This is a genomic window from Sphingobium phenoxybenzoativorans (assembly GCF_018286635.1).
Lineage (GTDB): Bacteria > Pseudomonadota > Alphaproteobacteria > Sphingomonadales > Sphingomonadaceae > Sphingobium > Sphingobium phenoxybenzoativorans.
In genome coordinates, this window is the sequence record NZ_CP073910.1 from 3737671 (window position 1) to 3752500 (window position 14830).

The 14830-nt window shown below is 62.7% G+C and carries 18 protein-coding genes (1 of these 18 cut by a window edge); 5 read left to right on the top strand and 13 right to left on the bottom strand.

All coding sequences use genetic code 11. From position 1 onward, the window contains the following. Positions 1–28 precede the first annotated feature (28 nt). From KFK14_RS24360 to dgcA, 4 genes are all read right to left on the bottom strand, one after another. A complete protein-coding gene (locus KFK14_RS24360) occupies positions 29–286 on the bottom strand; it encodes a Kazal-type serine protease inhibitor family protein (protein ID WP_212608708.1) in 258 nt (85 codons plus the stop codon). A 117-nt stretch (positions 287–403) separates the two neighbouring features. Next, the gene (locus tag KFK14_RS18545; RefSeq protein ID WP_212608709.1) at positions 404–775 is read right to left on the bottom strand and encodes a DUF1428 domain-containing protein; all 372 of its coding nucleotides are present in this window, start codon (positions 773–775) and stop codon (positions 404–406) included. 90 nt (positions 776–865) lie between these two features. Then, positions 866–1162 (bottom strand): hypothetical protein, encoded by a 297-nt coding sequence (locus KFK14_RS18550; RefSeq protein WP_212608710.1) that lies wholly within the window; start codon positions 1160–1162, stop codon positions 866–868. Between the two features lie 93 nt (positions 1163–1255). Continuing rightward, entirely contained in the window at positions 1256–2248 is a 993-nt protein-coding gene (gene dgcA / locus KFK14_RS18555; RefSeq protein WP_212608711.1) for an N-acetyl-D-Glu racemase DgcA, read from the bottom strand. A gap of 111 nt (positions 2249–2359) precedes the next feature. Between dgcA and KFK14_RS18560 the strand changes: the two genes are divergently transcribed. Continuing rightward, complete coding sequence (locus KFK14_RS18560; RefSeq protein WP_212608712.1) at positions 2360–3643, top strand: class I SAM-dependent methyltransferase; 1284 nt, start codon at positions 2360–2362, stop codon at positions 3641–3643. A 147-nt stretch (positions 3644–3790) separates the two neighbouring features. Here KFK14_RS18560 and KFK14_RS18565 read toward each other — a convergent pair whose 3' ends face one another. Continuing rightward, positions 3791–5014, bottom strand: a complete 1224-nt coding sequence (locus KFK14_RS18565; RefSeq protein WP_070156277.1) for a polyhydroxyalkanoate depolymerase — start codon at positions 5012–5014, stop codon at positions 3791–3793. 148 nt (positions 5015–5162) lie between these two features. Between KFK14_RS18565 and KFK14_RS18570 the strand changes: the two genes are divergently transcribed. Next, positions 5163–6956 carry an ABC transporter transmembrane domain-containing protein gene (locus tag KFK14_RS18570; RefSeq protein WP_212608713.1) on the top strand — a complete coding sequence of 598 codons (1794 nt, stop codon included), beginning with the start codon at positions 5163–5165 and terminating at the stop codon, positions 6954–6956. A 42-nt stretch (positions 6957–6998) separates the two neighbouring features. Here KFK14_RS18570 and KFK14_RS18575 read toward each other — a convergent pair whose 3' ends face one another. The 6 genes from KFK14_RS18575 to KFK14_RS18600 all read right to left on the bottom strand — a co-directional run bounded on the left by KFK14_RS18575 (position 6999) and on the right by KFK14_RS18600 (position 10497). Beyond that, entirely contained in the window at positions 6999–7322 is a 324-nt protein-coding gene (locus KFK14_RS18575) for a PilZ domain-containing protein (RefSeq protein WP_070156279.1), read from the bottom strand. 169 nt (positions 7323–7491) lie between these two features. Further along, a complete protein-coding gene (locus KFK14_RS18580; RefSeq protein ID WP_070156280.1) occupies positions 7492–7914 on the bottom strand; it encodes an ExbD/TolR family protein in 423 nt (140 codons plus the stop codon). A 43-nt stretch (positions 7915–7957) separates the two neighbouring features. Further along, entirely contained in the window at positions 7958–8380 is a 423-nt protein-coding gene (locus KFK14_RS18585; protein ID WP_212608714.1) for an ExbD/TolR family protein, read from the bottom strand. Positions 8381–8407: 27 nt separating this feature from the next. Then, positions 8408–8896, bottom strand: a complete 489-nt coding sequence (locus KFK14_RS18590) for an ExbD/TolR family protein (RefSeq protein WP_070156282.1) — start codon at positions 8894–8896, stop codon at positions 8408–8410. Between the two features lie 112 nt (positions 8897–9008). Beyond that, on the bottom strand, positions 9009–9767 hold the full coding sequence (locus tag KFK14_RS18595; RefSeq protein WP_070156283.1) for a MotA/TolQ/ExbB proton channel family protein: 759 nt from the start codon (positions 9765–9767) through the stop codon (positions 9009–9011). Between the two features lie 82 nt (positions 9768–9849). Beyond that, the gene (locus KFK14_RS18600; protein ID WP_070156284.1) at positions 9850–10497 is read right to left on the bottom strand and encodes an energy transducer TonB; all 648 of its coding nucleotides are present in this window, start codon (positions 10495–10497) and stop codon (positions 9850–9852) included. A 252-nt stretch (positions 10498–10749) separates the two neighbouring features. On the opposite strand from KFK14_RS18600, the gene KFK14_RS18605 reads away from it, so the two are divergent. Then, complete coding sequence (locus tag KFK14_RS18605; protein WP_212608715.1) at positions 10750–11619, top strand: hypothetical protein; 870 nt, start codon at positions 10750–10752, stop codon at positions 11617–11619. A gap of 124 nt (positions 11620–11743) precedes the next feature. Next, positions 11744–13039 (top strand): homoserine dehydrogenase, encoded by a 1296-nt coding sequence (locus tag KFK14_RS18610; RefSeq protein ID WP_212608716.1) that lies wholly within the window; start codon positions 11744–11746, stop codon positions 13037–13039. A gap of 21 nt (positions 13040–13060) precedes the next feature. Here the strand turns inward: KFK14_RS18610 and KFK14_RS18615 are convergent, their stop codons facing one another. After that, a complete protein-coding gene (locus tag KFK14_RS18615) occupies positions 13061–13378 on the bottom strand; it encodes a hypothetical protein (protein WP_212608717.1) in 318 nt (105 codons plus the stop codon). 149 nt (positions 13379–13527) lie between these two features. Between KFK14_RS18615 and glpX the strand changes: the two genes are divergently transcribed. Continuing rightward, entirely contained in the window at positions 13528–14502 is a 975-nt protein-coding gene (gene glpX / locus KFK14_RS18620) for a class II fructose-bisphosphatase (protein ID WP_070156287.1), read from the top strand. Positions 14503–14693: 191 nt separating this feature from the next. Here glpX and KFK14_RS18625 read toward each other — a convergent pair whose 3' ends face one another. Beyond that, a protein-coding gene (locus KFK14_RS18625; protein WP_212608718.1) for a PilZ domain-containing protein crosses the window boundary here: on the bottom strand, positions 14694–14830 show its end. The gene runs 418 nt beyond the window's last position; the window shows 137 of its 555 coding nt (coding positions 419–555); its start codon lies beyond the right edge, outside the window — the gene reads right to left on this strand; its stop codon occupies positions 14694–14696.

Consider the following 14830-nt stretch of genomic DNA (forward strand, 5'->3'; position numbering starts at 1 on the left):
CACCCTATAGGACTCTGGCGACAGAATATTATCTTCTGTCTTTATCGCATGGCTTTGGACTGATCACCGTATAGCGCTCCGCGCGCGCCATGCATTCATTGCTGAACGTCTTGCGCCGCCACCCTTTTGTCGCGCAGACCGGCGCATATTCTCGCGTGCAGATCGGCTTTTCCGGGCGGGGAGGACGGGGAGGACGCGGGCGATCCGGTCTGGGCATGGTTTCCATGCACCCGGTCAATATCAAGATGGCGGCGAGGCCGGATACCGGCAGGATTGAACGCTTCATGGCACTCCCCTTTTTTATCCGCTCCACGGCGTCTCGGATGCTGATCCTTAGCCCTGATAATTGCAAGTCAGGACGGGATGTCGGCGACGCCCGGCCAACCGCCGCTGAACAACCGCTCTATTCCCCAAGCGTGACGACAGGCGCGAATCCGCCATAGATCATACGCTTCCCGTCGAACGGGACCGGGTTCTTCTCAGGATTGAAGCGGTCATCGGTTTTCACCAGATCGTCCAGCCGCGCCATGCCCGCATCGCGGGTGGTCTTGTCGGGCCATTCTATCCAGGAAAAGACTACTGTTTCGTCTGCCGTAGCCTGCACAGCGCGGCGAAAGTCGGTCAGCTTCCCATCCGGCACATCATCGCCCCAACATTCGAGAATGCGGGTTGCTCCAAGCTCCATGAACACGGAATCCCCCAGCCGGGAATGCGCGATGAACTGATCCTTGTTGGCGGTCGGAACCGCGAGGACGAACCCGTCGATATAGGACATGCGCATTCTCCTTCTGTCGATCGGAACCGCTGCGCGAGGCCATGGCCGGATTGGCAAAGTCCTAGGGAGCTGGCGATCAGCCCCGGACGGTTACGCCTCGACCAGCGGGTGCACCTGAACATCCGGCAGTTTCTTACGGCGGAAAATGCGCGAGAAGAAGCCCGGCTTGCCCCACAACTGGATGCCGCGCGTTTCGGCGGCGCGTTGCAGGTCTCGCGCCAGCGAACGCAATTGGCGGTCGTTCAGCGCAACCAGAACCCGCTGATATTCGTGGGTTTCGAACTGCTCCTCGCTCTCCCCGACCTGAATGGTAAGGACGCAGCCATAGTTGGTCATTGTCCGCTGCCAGCCGGCGAGCGCCCCGGCGATCAATTCTGGTTCGGCCATATGCGGCTCCATTGCGGGTGAACCCGTCGATCACACAGGCGAAGGACCGCTATCCCCGATCGGCTGGCGCCCCGCTGCCCGTTCGCCCTTTTGTTACGCGGATTCAACGCCGTCAACCTCTCCCCACAGAGTTCCCGGCTCCAGCAAGCCATCATGCATCATGAGCGCGCCGTCCCGATCCTTCGCCAACAGCAACGCGCCGTCCAGATCGATCCAGTCCGCGCCCTGCGCCACCAGCGCCGCCGGAGCGATGCCAAGCGATGTGCCGAGCATGCAGCCGACCATCACCTTCAGACCTCGCGCCCGCGCGGCGGACCGCAGGCGCAACGCCTCCGTCAGACCGCCCGCCTTGTCGAGCTTGATATTCACCGCGGAAAAGCCGGTCAGCCGGTCCAGATCATCGCTGGTGTGGCAGCTTTCATCAGCGCAGAAGGGAATGGAGGAACGCACCCCGTCCAGCATATCCTCCCGCCCATGAGGCACCGGCTGTTCAACAAGTTCGACGCCCAGCCGTCCAAGCGCGTCCGCCTCCGCGCCAATGTCCATATTGGCCCAGCTCTCGTTCGCATCGACGATCAGCCGGACCGAGGGCGCGCCCGCGCGCACGGCCTTTATCCGCTCCCGGTCTCCCTCGCCCGTCAGCTTGCATTTGAGCAGGCCGAAACCCCGTGCGGCGGCGGCGCGGGCGTCCGCCTGCATCTGCGCGGGGTCGTTCAGGCTGATGGTGAAGGCCGTGGGCAGCAGGCCGGGCCGGTCAAGTCCGGCGAGTTGCCACACCGGCCGGCCCGCCATTTTGGCTTCCAGATCCCACAGGGCGCAATCCAGCGCATTGCGGGCGGCGCCCCTGTCCATCTTCCCAAGCAAAGCCTGCCGATCCAGCGGGCCATCATAGGAGCGGATGGCCAGAGCGCAGTCCTCGGCGGTCTCCCCCTCATAATAGATTGCCGTCGCTTCCCCCCTGCCGACATGCGCGCCGTCGCCGACTTCGCAGACGATCACATCGACATGCGTCTTGGCCCCACGGCTGATGATGAAGGAGCCGGCCACCGGCCAGCGTTCGACGGTTGCGGAGAGCAGTTTGACCACGCGCACCCCAATAGAGACTCAGTGCGTTTTCGCAAATAGCAGATGGACTTTCCCCTGCAGTATCATCGGGCTAGAAACGGGACGCCCTCCCCCAAGGCTAAGGATTTTCATGTGACATCGCGCGAACTTACGGGCCTCCTCTCTCTTGACGACTCCGTGCCGGGGCGGCCCCTTGGCCAGCAGGCGAGCGATTTCGCCTGGCGCATGGCCTTTGGCGCGATCGGCTGGCCCTGGTTGCTGCGCAGCCTGTGGGGCGGCCGCAAGGCCGACAAACGCGCGCTGATGGACAGGCTGGGCCTTGCGCATGACGCCCTGCCCCATCTGGGGAGCTGGAAGGCGGATACCGGATTTCTGCGGCATATCGTCACCCAGATTGAACGGCTCCGGCCCCGCATCGTGGTCGAGCTGGGCGCGGGCGCATCCACGCTGGTCACGGCAAAGGCGTTGTCGTTGAACGGCGGAGGACGGCTGCTCAGTTTTGACCAGCATGAGGGCTTTGTCGATGCGACCCGCCACTGGCTGGCCGAGAATGGCCTGACGGTCGATATCCGTCATGCGCCGCTGGAGGCTGAGGTCGAAGGCTGGCCGGGACGCTGGTATGATATAGATGCGCTGCCCGATCAGATCGACATGATCATCATCGACGGGCCGCCCTGGTCCGTGCATCCGCTGGTTCGCGGCGCCGCCGACAGCCTGTTTTCGCGGCTGGCGCCGGGCGGCGTCATCCTGCTGGACGATGCGGCGCGTCCGGGGGAGCGGCTGGTCGCGCGCCGCTGGCGAAAGCAGTGGACGGATATCGACTTCGCCCTGGAAACCGACGGGACCAAGGGGACGCTGGTCGGACGCAGGAATATAAACGGCCTTGTCCCGCTCGCGGCGAACGACAATGGACGGACATGGCGGCATGCCGCCCGCGCCGCAGGCATTGCAGCGCTCATCGCCACCGGATGGATAGCGCGCGGCGCCATGGGAGAATTTCCCGCAGCCGCGCAAGCGAACAGCTTCGTGGACGAAGCCGCAGCCTCTCACCGCAACGGCCTGTTGCGCCAGGCAATGCGGTCGCAGGTCGAAAGCCCGAAGCTGGACAGGGCGGAAATCGCGCGGTCGACCGGCATTCAACTGCCCGTCATGCCGTCAGGATGGGCCGTGCGCGATGTGCAGCTCTATCCGACATCCGATGGTCCCGCCGTCGCCGTGTCGTTGACCGCTCCGGGAGGAGAACCCGTGTCGCTCTTTGCCGGCAAGGCCGAAACGCCGGCCGAGGCAAAGCCCCTGCTTGCCACGCGATCGGGTGAGAGCATTGCCTATTGGGAGGTCGGCGACGTCGCATTCGCGGTCACCGGCGCGGTGGCTCCGGCGCGCGCGCTGGAACTGGCGGCGCAAATCGCCAGCTAGAGCTTGTCTTGATTGGCCGGAGACATGCTCTTGCGCAGGCAGGAGCCAGTCCCGCTATCCGAACCAGGCTCCTGCCTGCGCAGGAGCGCGCTGCGCCTAATGGCTGGTCAGGATAGAAAAACTCTGCATCCTATCCCCCAAACATACTTACTTGTCGTGCGTCTTGATCCACGCCTCGACGATGGGGGCGATCTTCGTCCGCCACTTGCTGCCGTTGAAGATGCCATAATGGCCGACATTGGGGGCCATATGATATTTTTTCAGCTTGGCGGGCAGGTTGGTAGAGATGGTCAGCGCGGCCTTGGTCTGACCCAGCCCAGAAATATCATCCCGTTCGCCCTCAATCGCCAATAGAGCAATGTCCTTGATCGCGGTGGGATCGATCAGCGTGTCGCGATGCATCAGCTCGCCCTTGGGCAGACTATGCTTCTGGAACACCTCACTCACGGTCTGCAGATAGAATTCGGCCGTCATGTCGCAGACGGACCGATATTCGTCGTAAAATTCCTTGGTGGCGTCAGCGCTTTCATCATCGCCTTCGACCAGATGCTTGAACATCTCCCAATGGCTCATCATGTGGTTGCCAAGGTTCATCGTCATGAACCCGGCAAGCTGCATGAAGCCCGGATAGACCCGGCGGCCATTGGCCGGATATTGGAACGGCACCGTCGCCACGACATTCTGCTCGAACCAGCTCAGCGGCCGCTCCGTCGCCAGCGTATTGACCACGGTCGGCGCTTCCCGCGTGTCGATCGGCCCGCCCATCATGGTCAGCGTGCGCGGACGGCAGGGATGGTTTTCCGCCGCCATCAGCGCAGCGACGGCATAGGACGGCACGGAAGGCTGGCAAACGGCAAGCATATGCGCGCCCTCGCCAATATGGATCAGCCAGTCCTTCAGATAATCGACATAATCGTCCAGATCGAAGCTGCCCTCGGACAGCGGCACATTCCGCGCGTCCCGCCAATCCGTGATCCATACATCATGGCCAGGCAGCATCCGTTCCACCGTTCCGCGCAACAGCGTCGCGAAATGCCCGGACATGGGCGCTGTGATCAGCAGCTTCGGCGCGCCGGGCGCAACGCCCTCGCGGACAAAATGCTTGAGCTGGCCGAAGGTCTTCCGCGCCTCTATCCGTTCGGAAACCTCGACGGTCTTTCCATCGATGATGGTGTGATCCAGGCCGAATTCCGGTTTGCCGCGCGGCGCCGCGGCATGCGCGAACACGTTGAGCGCCGACGCCATGACGGGGCCGCCGCCAAAATAGGCCAGCGGATTGGCCGGATTGTTGAGCAGCTCCACGCCCGCATTCGCCCAAGCGCTGGCGCCTGCCAACAAACTGCGCTGAACCTCATAGGCATTGTAAAGCATCGCGAATCCCGTTTCTGTTGCACCGCCGGAGCGGGCGGTGCGGAGCCTTAATCCAATATATACCGCAACGCAAAAATTCCTACGCTTGGACCTTGGTTCCATTGTACCTGATTGAGACGGCAGGGTACCCCTGCTAAGCGGCCCCATCATGACAGACTCCCGAACCGCGCCAACGGCGGAAAATCCGAACGACCGCCGCCTCGGCAGCCTCAAGATGATCTGGGCGACGGCCCTGCATTATCCGTGGCGGATCGTCGCGGCGGCCATCGCACTGCTTGTCGCCGCGGCGGCGACACTGGCGATTCCCAGCGGTTTCAGGCTGGTCATAGACCGGGGCTTCGTCGGCGGCAGGCCGGAGGATATCAGCCGCTGGTTCGAATATCTTCTGATGATCGTGGCGATCATGGCGGTCGCGACGGCATCCCGATTCTATTTCGTCTCCTGGCTGGGCGAACGGGTCGTCGCCGATATCCGCAATGCGGTGCAACGCAACCTGCTGCGTCAGGCGCCCCGTTACTTCGAGGAAAACCGGCCGTCGGAGATCGCATCGCGCATGACCGCGGACACGGCGATTATCGAACAGGTGGTGGGGTCGACGGTTTCGGTGGCGCTGCGCAATACGGTCATGGGCTTTGGCGGCATCATCTACCTGTTCACCATAGCGCCGAAACTGACCGGGCTGCTCTTGCTGGGCCTGCCGATCATCCTTCTGCCGCTCGTCACTATCGGACGGCGCGTGCGGTCTCTTTCGCGGTCCAGCCAGGACCGGCTTGCCGACATCGGAAGCATCACGGCGGAGGTGCTCGGCGCGATGAAGATCGTGCAGGCTTTCGGACAGGAAGCGCGGGAGCAGCAGCGTTTCGCGTCCGCCGTCGAGCAGGGTTTTGCGACGGCCAAGCGCCGGATCATCCTGCGCGCGTGCATGACCGGCGTCGTGATATCCCTGGTGTTCGGTTCCATCGTGCTGGTGATGTGGCAAGGCGCTCTGGATGTCGCCGCCGGACGCCTGTCGGGCGGAAGCATCGCGGCCTTCGTCCTGACCGGCGGCCTGGTCGCCGGCGCGTTCGGCGCGCTGACCGAGACCTGGGGCGACCTTCTGCGCGGCGCGGGAGCCGCCAGCCGCCTGAACGAACTTATGGTCGCCAGGCCCGATCTCGCCGCCCCGCCGAATCCGCAGCAGATACCAGGCGGCGCGGGCGCGCGGTTAAGCTTCGAGGATGTCACTTTCCGCTATCCCACACGACCAGACACCGCCGCGCTGGAGCATTTCAACCTGACCATAGAGGCCGGTGAGACCGTCGCGGTGGTGGGACCTTCCGGCGCGGGGAAATCCACGCTCATCCAGTTGGCGCAGCGCTTCTATGATCCCGATGCCGGGGCGGTGCGGCTGAACGGCGTTTCGCTCAAGGATGCCGACCCGGCCGACGTGCGGAGCGCAATGGCGATGGTGCCGCAGGAGAGCGTGATATTTGCCGCCTCCGCGCGCGACAATCTGCGGTACGGAAACTGGAACGCGACCGATGAGCAGATCTGGGCAGCGGCGCGCGCGGCGAATGCCGAGACGTTCCTGCGCGCCCTGCCCGAAGGTCTGGACAGCTATATGGGCGAAGGCGGGACGCGCCTGTCCGGCGGACAGAAGCAGAGGGTGGCGATTGCCCGCGCGCTTCTGCGCGATGCGCCCATCCTGTTGCTGGACGAGGCGACGTCCGCGCTGGACGCGGAGTCAGAGCGGCTGGTGCAGGATGCGCTGGAGGTGTTGATGAAGGGCCGGACGACCATCGTCATCGCCCATCGCTTGGCGACGGTGCGCGCGGCGGACAGGATCATCGTCATGGACAATGGTCGGATCGCGGAACAGGGCACGCATTCGACGCTCTATGCCAAGGGCGGACTATATGCCCGGTTGGCGCGGCTGCAGTTTCAGGACGCTCCTGCGGGCTGACAGGCGGCCGGATACAGGCCGACGGATACAGGATGGCCGGGATTATCGGGCCGCGACCCTGCGGGGGGAGGCGCCGACTTTCAGAATATGGTCAAGGATGGCCGGGTGCAGCGGGCTTTCGAAAGCGCAGCCAGCCTCATGCCCCTTTGCCCAGGTAACCTGCGCCTTCCGGCCCTCGAACCCCGGCAGCATGATCCACAATTCCATGCCCGGAACTAGCTTGATGAAGCTCTGTAACCGGAAGCCGCCAACGGAAAGATCTGCGATGCGGCTGGTAAACCACGTCTCGCCGGGCCGGCGAAGCCGGACACCTATCAGGACATTATGCCGGTCGGTCGACCGTCCCTCGGAGACATTGTAAGACACTGTGCGCTACCCGTGGTCTTGTGGACCCTATATTCGCCTTTCCTGATAAAAGGCATGTGTAACAAACGGGTTAACCGTGAACCAAGCAATCGCGCATTCGCCTTAAACTGGATTAAAAAAGGGCCGCAGAAGCGGCCCTTTTTCTCTATTTATCGATATCCGGTTACGATCAGAAGCTGCCGTACTGTTCGTTGCCGACAAAGCCCATCTTGGTGACGCCTGCCCGCTTGATTTCCGCCAGAACCTCATCGACCACGACATAGCGGGTCTGCGCGTCAGGCTGAAACTGCAGTTCCGGCTCCACCGGAAGCTTCAGCGATTCATTGAGATACTGACGCAGGGTCAGCAGATCGATCGGCGTACCGTTCCAGGCGATCGTGCCAGCCGGATCGATCGACACCTTGTTCTTCACAGGGTCGATGATCTCATTGGTCGGCGGGGAACTCTGCGGCAGGTCGATCTTCACCGCATGGGTCTGGATCGGGATGGTGATGATGAACATGATGAGCAGAACGAGCATGACGTCGATGAGCGGCGTCGTGTTCATTTCCATCATCGGCTCGCCATCATCAGAGCCAGCACTCATTGCCATTGTCGAAAACTCCTAGTCTTTTTATGCGCGACCTGATTTGCGATCAGAAGCTGCCATATTGTTCGTTGCCGACGAAGCCCATCTTGGTGACCCCAGCCCGCTTGATCTCCGCCAGAACCTCGTCGACCACGACATAGCGGGTCTGCGCGTCCGGCTGAAACTGCAGCTCCGGCTCCACCGGGAGCTTCAGCGATTCATTGAGATACTGACGCAGGGTCAGCAGATCGATCGGCGTACCGTTCCAGGCGATCGTGCCAGCCGGATCGATCGACACCTTGTTCTTTACAGGGTCGATCTGATCCGGTGTCGGCGGCGAACTCTGCGGAAGGTCGATCTTTACCGCATGGGTCTGGATCGGGATGGTGATGATGAACATGATGAGCAGAACGAGCATGACGTCGATGAGCGGCGTCGTGTTCATTTCCATCATCGGCTCACCATCATCTGAGCCTGCACTCATTGCCATCCGCTAATATCCTCTCGCTTCAACCGATCAGAGACGCTGAACGTTCTGGCCCGGCTCCGGCTCGGAAATGAACCCGACCTTGGGGAAACCAGCGCGCTGCATGGTGTAGATCGTGCCGCCAATGCACCGGTAGGGCACATTGATGTCGCCGCGGATATGCACTTCAGGCAGATCCTCCGGGGTCAGGTTTTCCACACCGCCAGCCTTCTTGACGTCGGCTTCCAGCTTGGCGACCGCCCGGTTGAGCAGATCTTCGGAATTGACCTTCGTCATGTTCCAGTAAACCGCGCAACTGCCATCGTCAGCCGAGGTGACGGAGAGCGAGACATTCTCCGGCTTGGTCGTGGTCGGTTCGAAAGCGACCTTGGGAAGCTTAAGGTCGACCGTCTGTACCACGACCGGAACCGCGATAAGGAAGATAATGAGCAACACCAGCATGACGTCCACCAGAGGCGTCGTGTTGATGTCGGACATCGGCTTTTCATCGCCGCCGTCGGATCCAACGCTCATTGCCATTGATCAGTATCCTAACATATCAATCTTTTGGTGACCTGGGCGAGACGGGTTTCCCCTCCATCGCCCCCGGCAGCCTGGACGGCGCGAGAGCGCCATCCAGGAGACTTGGAGGTCAGGCCTTGGTCGCTGCGGCGGTCGCGGGCTTCGCAACCGGAGCCGGAGCAGCCGAACCAACCGGCTTCACGGCGCCGCCGGAAACCAGGTAGCCGAGCAGGTCGGTCGAGAAGGCCGACAGGCCCTCGGCGATCGACTTGTTACGGCGCTGCAGGAAGTTGTAGGCCAGAACGGCGGGAACGGCCACGGCCAGACCCAGCGCGGTCATGATCAGAGCTTCACCGACCGGGCCGGCAACCGCGTCGATCGATGCCTGACCGGCAGCGCCGATCTTGATCAGCGCGCGGTAGATGCCGATAACCGTACCGAACAGACCGATGAACGGCGAGGTCGCGCCAACCGTCGCGAGGAAGGCGAGACCGCCGCCCAGCTTCGAGTTGATTGCGGCTTCCGAACGGGCGAGCGAGCCGTGCAGCCAGTCATGGGCTTCAACGGGGTCGGTCAGCTTGCTGTGCTGTTCCTGAGCGGCGATGCCGTCATCGACGAGCTGCTTGTAAGCCGAGTTCTTCTCCAGCTTGGCCGAGCCTTCCTTCAGGCTGGCGGCGCGCCAGAAAGTCGCACGGACCTTCTTCGACTGGTTGATCACCTTCTGCTGCTCGATGAGCTTGGTGAACAGGATGTAGAAGGTGCCCACGGACATGCCGCAGAGAATGATGAAAACGGTCCAGGCGATAACACCGCCCTGTTCGAGCGCTTCCATAAGGCCGTACGGGTTAGCCGCCTTCGGGGCGGCGGCTGCTGCGATTTCGATCAACATGTTCAACACTTCCCTCTCAAATAGAAATCAAGATTGAGAAACGGGCCGGCGAAGGCCGCCGGCTGCTTCCCGTAAAGAAAGATCACTGCGGCAGGCGCCACACGATGCGCCGCGACTGGCTCGAACGAATGGGGCTGCCATTCTGGTCGACTGCCGGCGTGTAACGGCCACGACGGGTCATCGCCTTACATGCCGCCTCATCAAGATCGGCATTGCCGCTGGACGAGGTAACGCGGCAGTTTTCGACACGCCCCTGTTCGTTGATCTCCCAGGTGATGGCGCTCGTGCCTTCCGCTTCGGCGCGAAGGGCCGACGCGGGATAATCGTCCGAGGACACCCAGCTTGCGGGATTGCCCTTGGCGCCAGCAGCCTTGCTGACCACGGGTGCCGGCGGAGGCGGCGGAGCCGCAACCGGGACCGGGTTGAACACCGGCGGAGGCGTACGAACCGTCTGGATCGGGGGGGCGACGACCGGCGTCTGCACGATCGGCGGAGGAGCGACCACGGGGGGTGGCTCGACCTGCTTTTCGGGCGGCGGGGGCGGCGGCTCCTCGTCAGGGGGCGGCGGTTCTTCCTTCACGTCGATGACGTTCAACTGTTCTGCCGCTTTTTTGACATATTTCATGCCAAGTCCGGTAACGAACGCATATCCCAATACCGCATGGATAATGGCGACGATGACGATCGAAATCGTGCGACTCGAAGATTGTGAGTGGTCAGCGTAAGCCATTCAGCAACGACACTCCTTAACTCGACTTCTCAATAAATTGGCGACCGACCGGCCATAAAAGGCCAACAGGTGACCGGGTCTCCCCGTTCATCTTTTGGCCCTAGTCCGCTTGTTTGCTATCTCATCAACTCCTATCGCGGGCAATCGCGTGACGCAAACGCTTTATCGATTATGATGAATACGTTCACTATACGACCGGGAAAACACTTGCCTGTGGCATTGCCGCCACGCCCAATGAGCAGGACGAACCTTATGCAAATACCCGCCATGCCCAAACTGCGCATTCTGTTAGCCGGATGCCTCATTTTAGCCTCAAACCATGGATTCCAGTCCGTTTCTGCTCAATCATCCGCAACAGTTTCTCCCTCCGCGACCGCCCTTTCCTATGCCGATTACGCCGATCTGGCGGTGGCCGCACCCGTGGTAGCGAAAGCACAAATCACACAGGCGACAGCGCTCAGCGCGAAGCAGGCGACGGGGGTCCCGGCGGGCTTCAAGCGCTTCTATATAGAAGCCAAAGTGGTTGGACTGATTCGCGGCGAGAACGGAATATCGCCGACCGTCTCCTACCTTTACGACGCCCCCCTTGACCGGAAGGGCAAGGCGCCGAAATTGAAGAAGCGGCAAGTGCTGATCTTCGCCCAGCGTGGCGCCAGGCCGGGCCAGTTGCAGCTCGTTGCGCGCGATGCGCAGATCGACTGGACGCCGACGGCGGACTCCACCGCAAAGGCGCTGGTTTCCGAACTGCTGGGTCAGGATGCGCCGCCGCATATTGTGGGCGTGGGCGACGCATTCCATGTTGCGGGCACGATCGCAGGGGAAGGCGAGACCCAGATTTTCCTGAAAACCGAAAATGGGCAGCCAGTGTCGCTGTCAATCATCAGCCGCCCCGGCGAGCAGGCGCAATGGGCCGTCGCCCTGGGCGAGGTGGTGGACGAGGCCGCGGCGACGCCGCAGCGCGGCACGCTGCTCTGGTATCGTCTGGCCTGCAGCCTGCCCCAGACGCTTCCTATCGCCTCCACACGCACATTGGGCGTCACCGACGCGGAGGCCGCGAAGCGGGATTATGCGATTGTCCGCGCGGGATTGGGGCAGTGCGGCAGGACCCGCACGGCCGGATAAGCGGATTGGGGAACGACAGCCCTTGGAAAGGGCGGGACGTCCGTCTATCAGCGCCTCCTACCCTCTGGCCTATATTCTCTGGCCGGCATTCTGGGGTCAGTGATTCAGGGATCGGACAAGACGCATGACAGATCAACGGCCGCTGCGCCTGGCCATAGTCGGACTCGGCACGGTTGGCGGCGGCGTCATCCGGCTGCTGGAAACCAACAGCGCCCTCATCGCGCGCCGCGCAGGCCGTCCGATCGAGGTCGTGGCCATTTCGGCGCGGGACCGCAGCAAGGACCGGGGCGTCGACCTGTCATCCTATGAATGGGTCGACGACATGACGACCTTGGCGGCGCGAGAAGATATCGACGTCGTCATCGAACTGATCGGCGGATCGGACGGCCCCGCCCTCACCCTGGCGCGGCAATGCCTGGCGGCCGGGAAACCCTTCGTCACGGCGAACAAGGCGATGATCGCCCATCATGGGCTTTCCCTTGCGACGATCGCGGAGAAGGCCGGCGTCGCCCTGAAATATGAAGCGGCGGTGGCGGGCGGCATCCCGGTCATCAAGGGCCTGCGCGAAGGCGCGGCGGCCAATGAGATCAGCCGCGTCTATGGCATCCTCAACGGCACCTGCAATTACATCCTGACCACGATGGAAAAGGATGGGCGCGGGTTCGATGAGGTGCTGAAGGAAGCGCAGGACCTTGGCTATGCCGAAGCTGATCCAAGCTTCGACATTGACGGCGTGGACGCCGCGCACAAGCTGTCCATCCTGGCCAGTCTGGCGTTCGGCACGGAGCTGGACTTTGCGGGCGTGAACATCACCGGCATCCGGCACGTCATCGCCGCGGACATTGCGGAAGCGGCGGCGCTGGGGTTCCGCATCCGGCTGGTCGGCATGGCGGAAAATGGCCCGGCGGGCCTGTTCCAGCGCGTGCACCCGATGCTGGTGCCGATGGATCATCCGCTGGCGCATGTAGATGGATCGCTCAACGCCGTGGTGGCGGACGGCAATTTTGTCGGCCGGCTGTTCTTCCAGGGGCGCGGCGCGGGCGATGGCCCCACGGCGTCGGCGGTGGTCGCAGACCTGATCGACGTGGCGCGCGACGAATATGGCGATCCCTTCGCCATGCCGGTCGCGTCGCTGCTGGCGCAGCATAAGGCCGATGCGGGCAAGCGGACCGGACGAGCCTATCTGCGGTTTGAAGTGCAGGACCGGCCGGGCGTGCTTGCCGAGATCGCAGCGGCGACCCGCGATGCGGGCGTCTCCATCGAAAGTATGATCCAGCGTGGCGCCAACCGGAAGGACGGCGTGCTGATGGCCATCGTCACGCATGAGGGCCAGGAATATCGCATCGCGGATACGCTGGCGCGGCTGGCCGGGTCGGACAGCCTGCTCGACGCGCCGATGGTCATGCATATCCTCGATTGACGCCGGCCTGCCTGGCGAGGGTCAATTCAGCCCGAAGCTGCGGGCGATCGTATGACGGACCGGTTCGCCCAGCCGCCATATCTGACGCCCCTTTCCAGGGCATCTCTGGCCGCCGATAAGGCCGCATTGACGGCTTGGCGACATATTATAGGCGTCCATCTTCCGGTCCTCGCCCGGCGGCAGGGAGCGGGACAGCCGGATATCATCCCCCTCGCTGCGCATGTTCACGCATGTTCCGCTCAAGGCGCAGGGCCGTCCGTCGGTGGCGCGCGATCCATGGCCTTGCGCTCCGGCGGTCGCGGAAGCCGTAACGGCAATGGCGAGCATGAATGCTATCATCGGACCCTTCCTTCCGATGCTAACGTCCTTGTCGCGAAACTGTTTCCTCACGCCCCAGAACGGAACAAAAGGACGCGCGCCCATGCTCGACAAGACTGGCGGGACGGCCTATCCGGGCGGCGACGTCAAGAATTTAGGGGATTCTCCATATGGTGCAGGCAAGTTCGGTCCTCGATCGCGTTCTGGTGCTGGAAATGGTGCGGGTTACCGAAGCCGCCGCCATCGCAGCGTCCAAGCTGATCGGCCGGGGCGACGAAAAGGCTGCCGATGCCGCCGCCGTCGAAGCGATGCGAATCGCGTTTAACGACCTCTATATGGACGGCACCGTCGTCATCGGCGAAGGCGAGCGCGACGAAGCCCCCATGCTCTATATCGGCGAGAAGGTCGGCAGCGCCATCGGCAGCGGCCCCCGCATCGACATCGCGCTCGATCCGCTGGAGGGCACCACGATCACCGCCAAGGCAGGACCGAATGCGCTCGCCGTGCTGGCGATCTCCGAGGAAGGCGGCCTGCTGAATGCGCCGGACGTCTATATGGAGAAGCTGGCGGTTGGCCCCGGCTATCCTGAAGGCATTATCGACCTCAACAAGTCGGTGAAGGAGAATGTCGAGGCGGTCGCCAAGCATAAGGGCGTGACGCCCGGCGAGATCATCGTCTGCGTACTCGACCGTCCGCGTCACGAAAAACTGATCGCCGAGCTGCGCGCCATCGGCTGCGGCATCATGCTGATCCCGGACGGCGACGTCGCTGGCGTGATCGCCACCACCGACCCGGAAACGACGATCGACATGTATATGGGTTCGGGCGGCGCGCCGGAGGGCGTTCTGGCCTGTGCAGCGCTGCGCTGCGTCGGCGGCCAGTTCAAGGGCCGCCTGCTGTTCCGCAATGAGGATGAGAAGCAGCGCGCCTATAAATGGGGCATCAAGGATCTGGACAAGGTCTATGACCTTAAGGAACTGGCGATCGGCGACTGCATCTTCGCGGCGACCGGCGTCACTGACGGCTCCCTGCTGAGCGGCGTAAAGCGCCTGCCCGGCGGCAAGCTGACCACCGAGAGCGTCGTGATGCGCGCCAGCACGGGCACTGTCCGCTGGGTCAAGGGCGAGCATAACAAGACCGCCTGATCGGGCCGGTACTGCCGCCGCCCGGCATGCGGGTAAAAACAAAAAAGGCCGCTGGAGCGATCCGGCGGCTTTTTTGTTTCAGTGACGCTTGGCCAATAGCATCGGATCGCCATGACGACGTTGCGGACGTTGCAGGTCTCGATACTCTATCTGCGCTGACGGTAAAGGTAGGGCCTTCGCGGGAAGTCTGGTTAGCTCAGCCCCTTGCTTACGGCCGTCGCCATATCCGACAATTGCAGGAACAGTATCTCCGCAAGCAGCCAGGCCGCGCACACGCCCGCCGCGACGAAAATCAGCGATTGCATCCGGCGGGACAGCAATTGGCTCT

Coding starts and splice junctions, on each gene's coding strand:
- KFK14_RS18570 (WP_212608713.1), top strand. CDS start 5,163: ATGACAGACTCCCGAACCGCGCCAACGGCGGAAAATCCGAACGACCGC.
- KFK14_RS18545 (WP_212608709.1), bottom strand. CDS start 775: ATGTCCTATATCGACGGGTTCGTCCTCGCGGTTCCGACCGCCAACAAG.
- KFK14_RS18610 (WP_212608716.1), top strand. CDS start 11,744: ATGACAGATCAACGGCCGCTGCGCCTGGCCATAGTCGGACTCGGCACG.
- KFK14_RS24360 (WP_212608708.1), bottom strand. CDS start 286: ATGAAGCGTTCAATCCTGCCGGTATCCGGCCTCGCCGCCATCTTGATA.
- KFK14_RS18595 (WP_070156283.1), bottom strand. CDS start 9,767: ATGTTGATCGAAATCGCAGCAGCCGCCGCCCCGAAGGCGGCTAACCCG.
- KFK14_RS18565 (WP_070156277.1), bottom strand. CDS start 5,014: ATGCTTTACAATGCCTATGAGGTTCAGCGCAGTTTGTTGGCAGGCGCC.
- KFK14_RS18585 (WP_212608714.1), bottom strand. CDS start 8,380: ATGGCAATGAGTGCAGGCTCAGATGATGGTGAGCCGATGATGGAAATG.
- KFK14_RS18580 (WP_070156280.1), bottom strand. CDS start 7,914: ATGGCAATGAGTGCTGGCTCTGATGATGGCGAGCCGATGATGGAAATG.
- KFK14_RS18600 (WP_070156284.1), bottom strand. CDS start 10,497: ATGGCTTACGCTGACCACTCACAATCTTCGAGTCGCACGATTTCGATC.
- KFK14_RS18605 (WP_212608715.1), top strand. CDS start 10,750: ATGCAAATACCCGCCATGCCCAAACTGCGCATTCTGTTAGCCGGATGC.
- glpX (WP_070156287.1), top strand. CDS start 13,528: ATGGTGCAGGCAAGTTCGGTCCTCGATCGCGTTCTGGTGCTGGAAATG.
- KFK14_RS18590 (WP_070156282.1), bottom strand. CDS start 8,896: ATGGCAATGAGCGTTGGATCCGACGGCGGCGATGAAAAGCCGATGTCC.
- KFK14_RS18550 (WP_212608710.1), bottom strand. CDS start 1,162: ATGGCCGAACCAGAATTGATCGCCGGGGCGCTCGCCGGCTGGCAGCGG.
- KFK14_RS18615 (WP_212608717.1), bottom strand. CDS start 13,378: ATGATAGCATTCATGCTCGCCATTGCCGTTACGGCTTCCGCGACCGCC.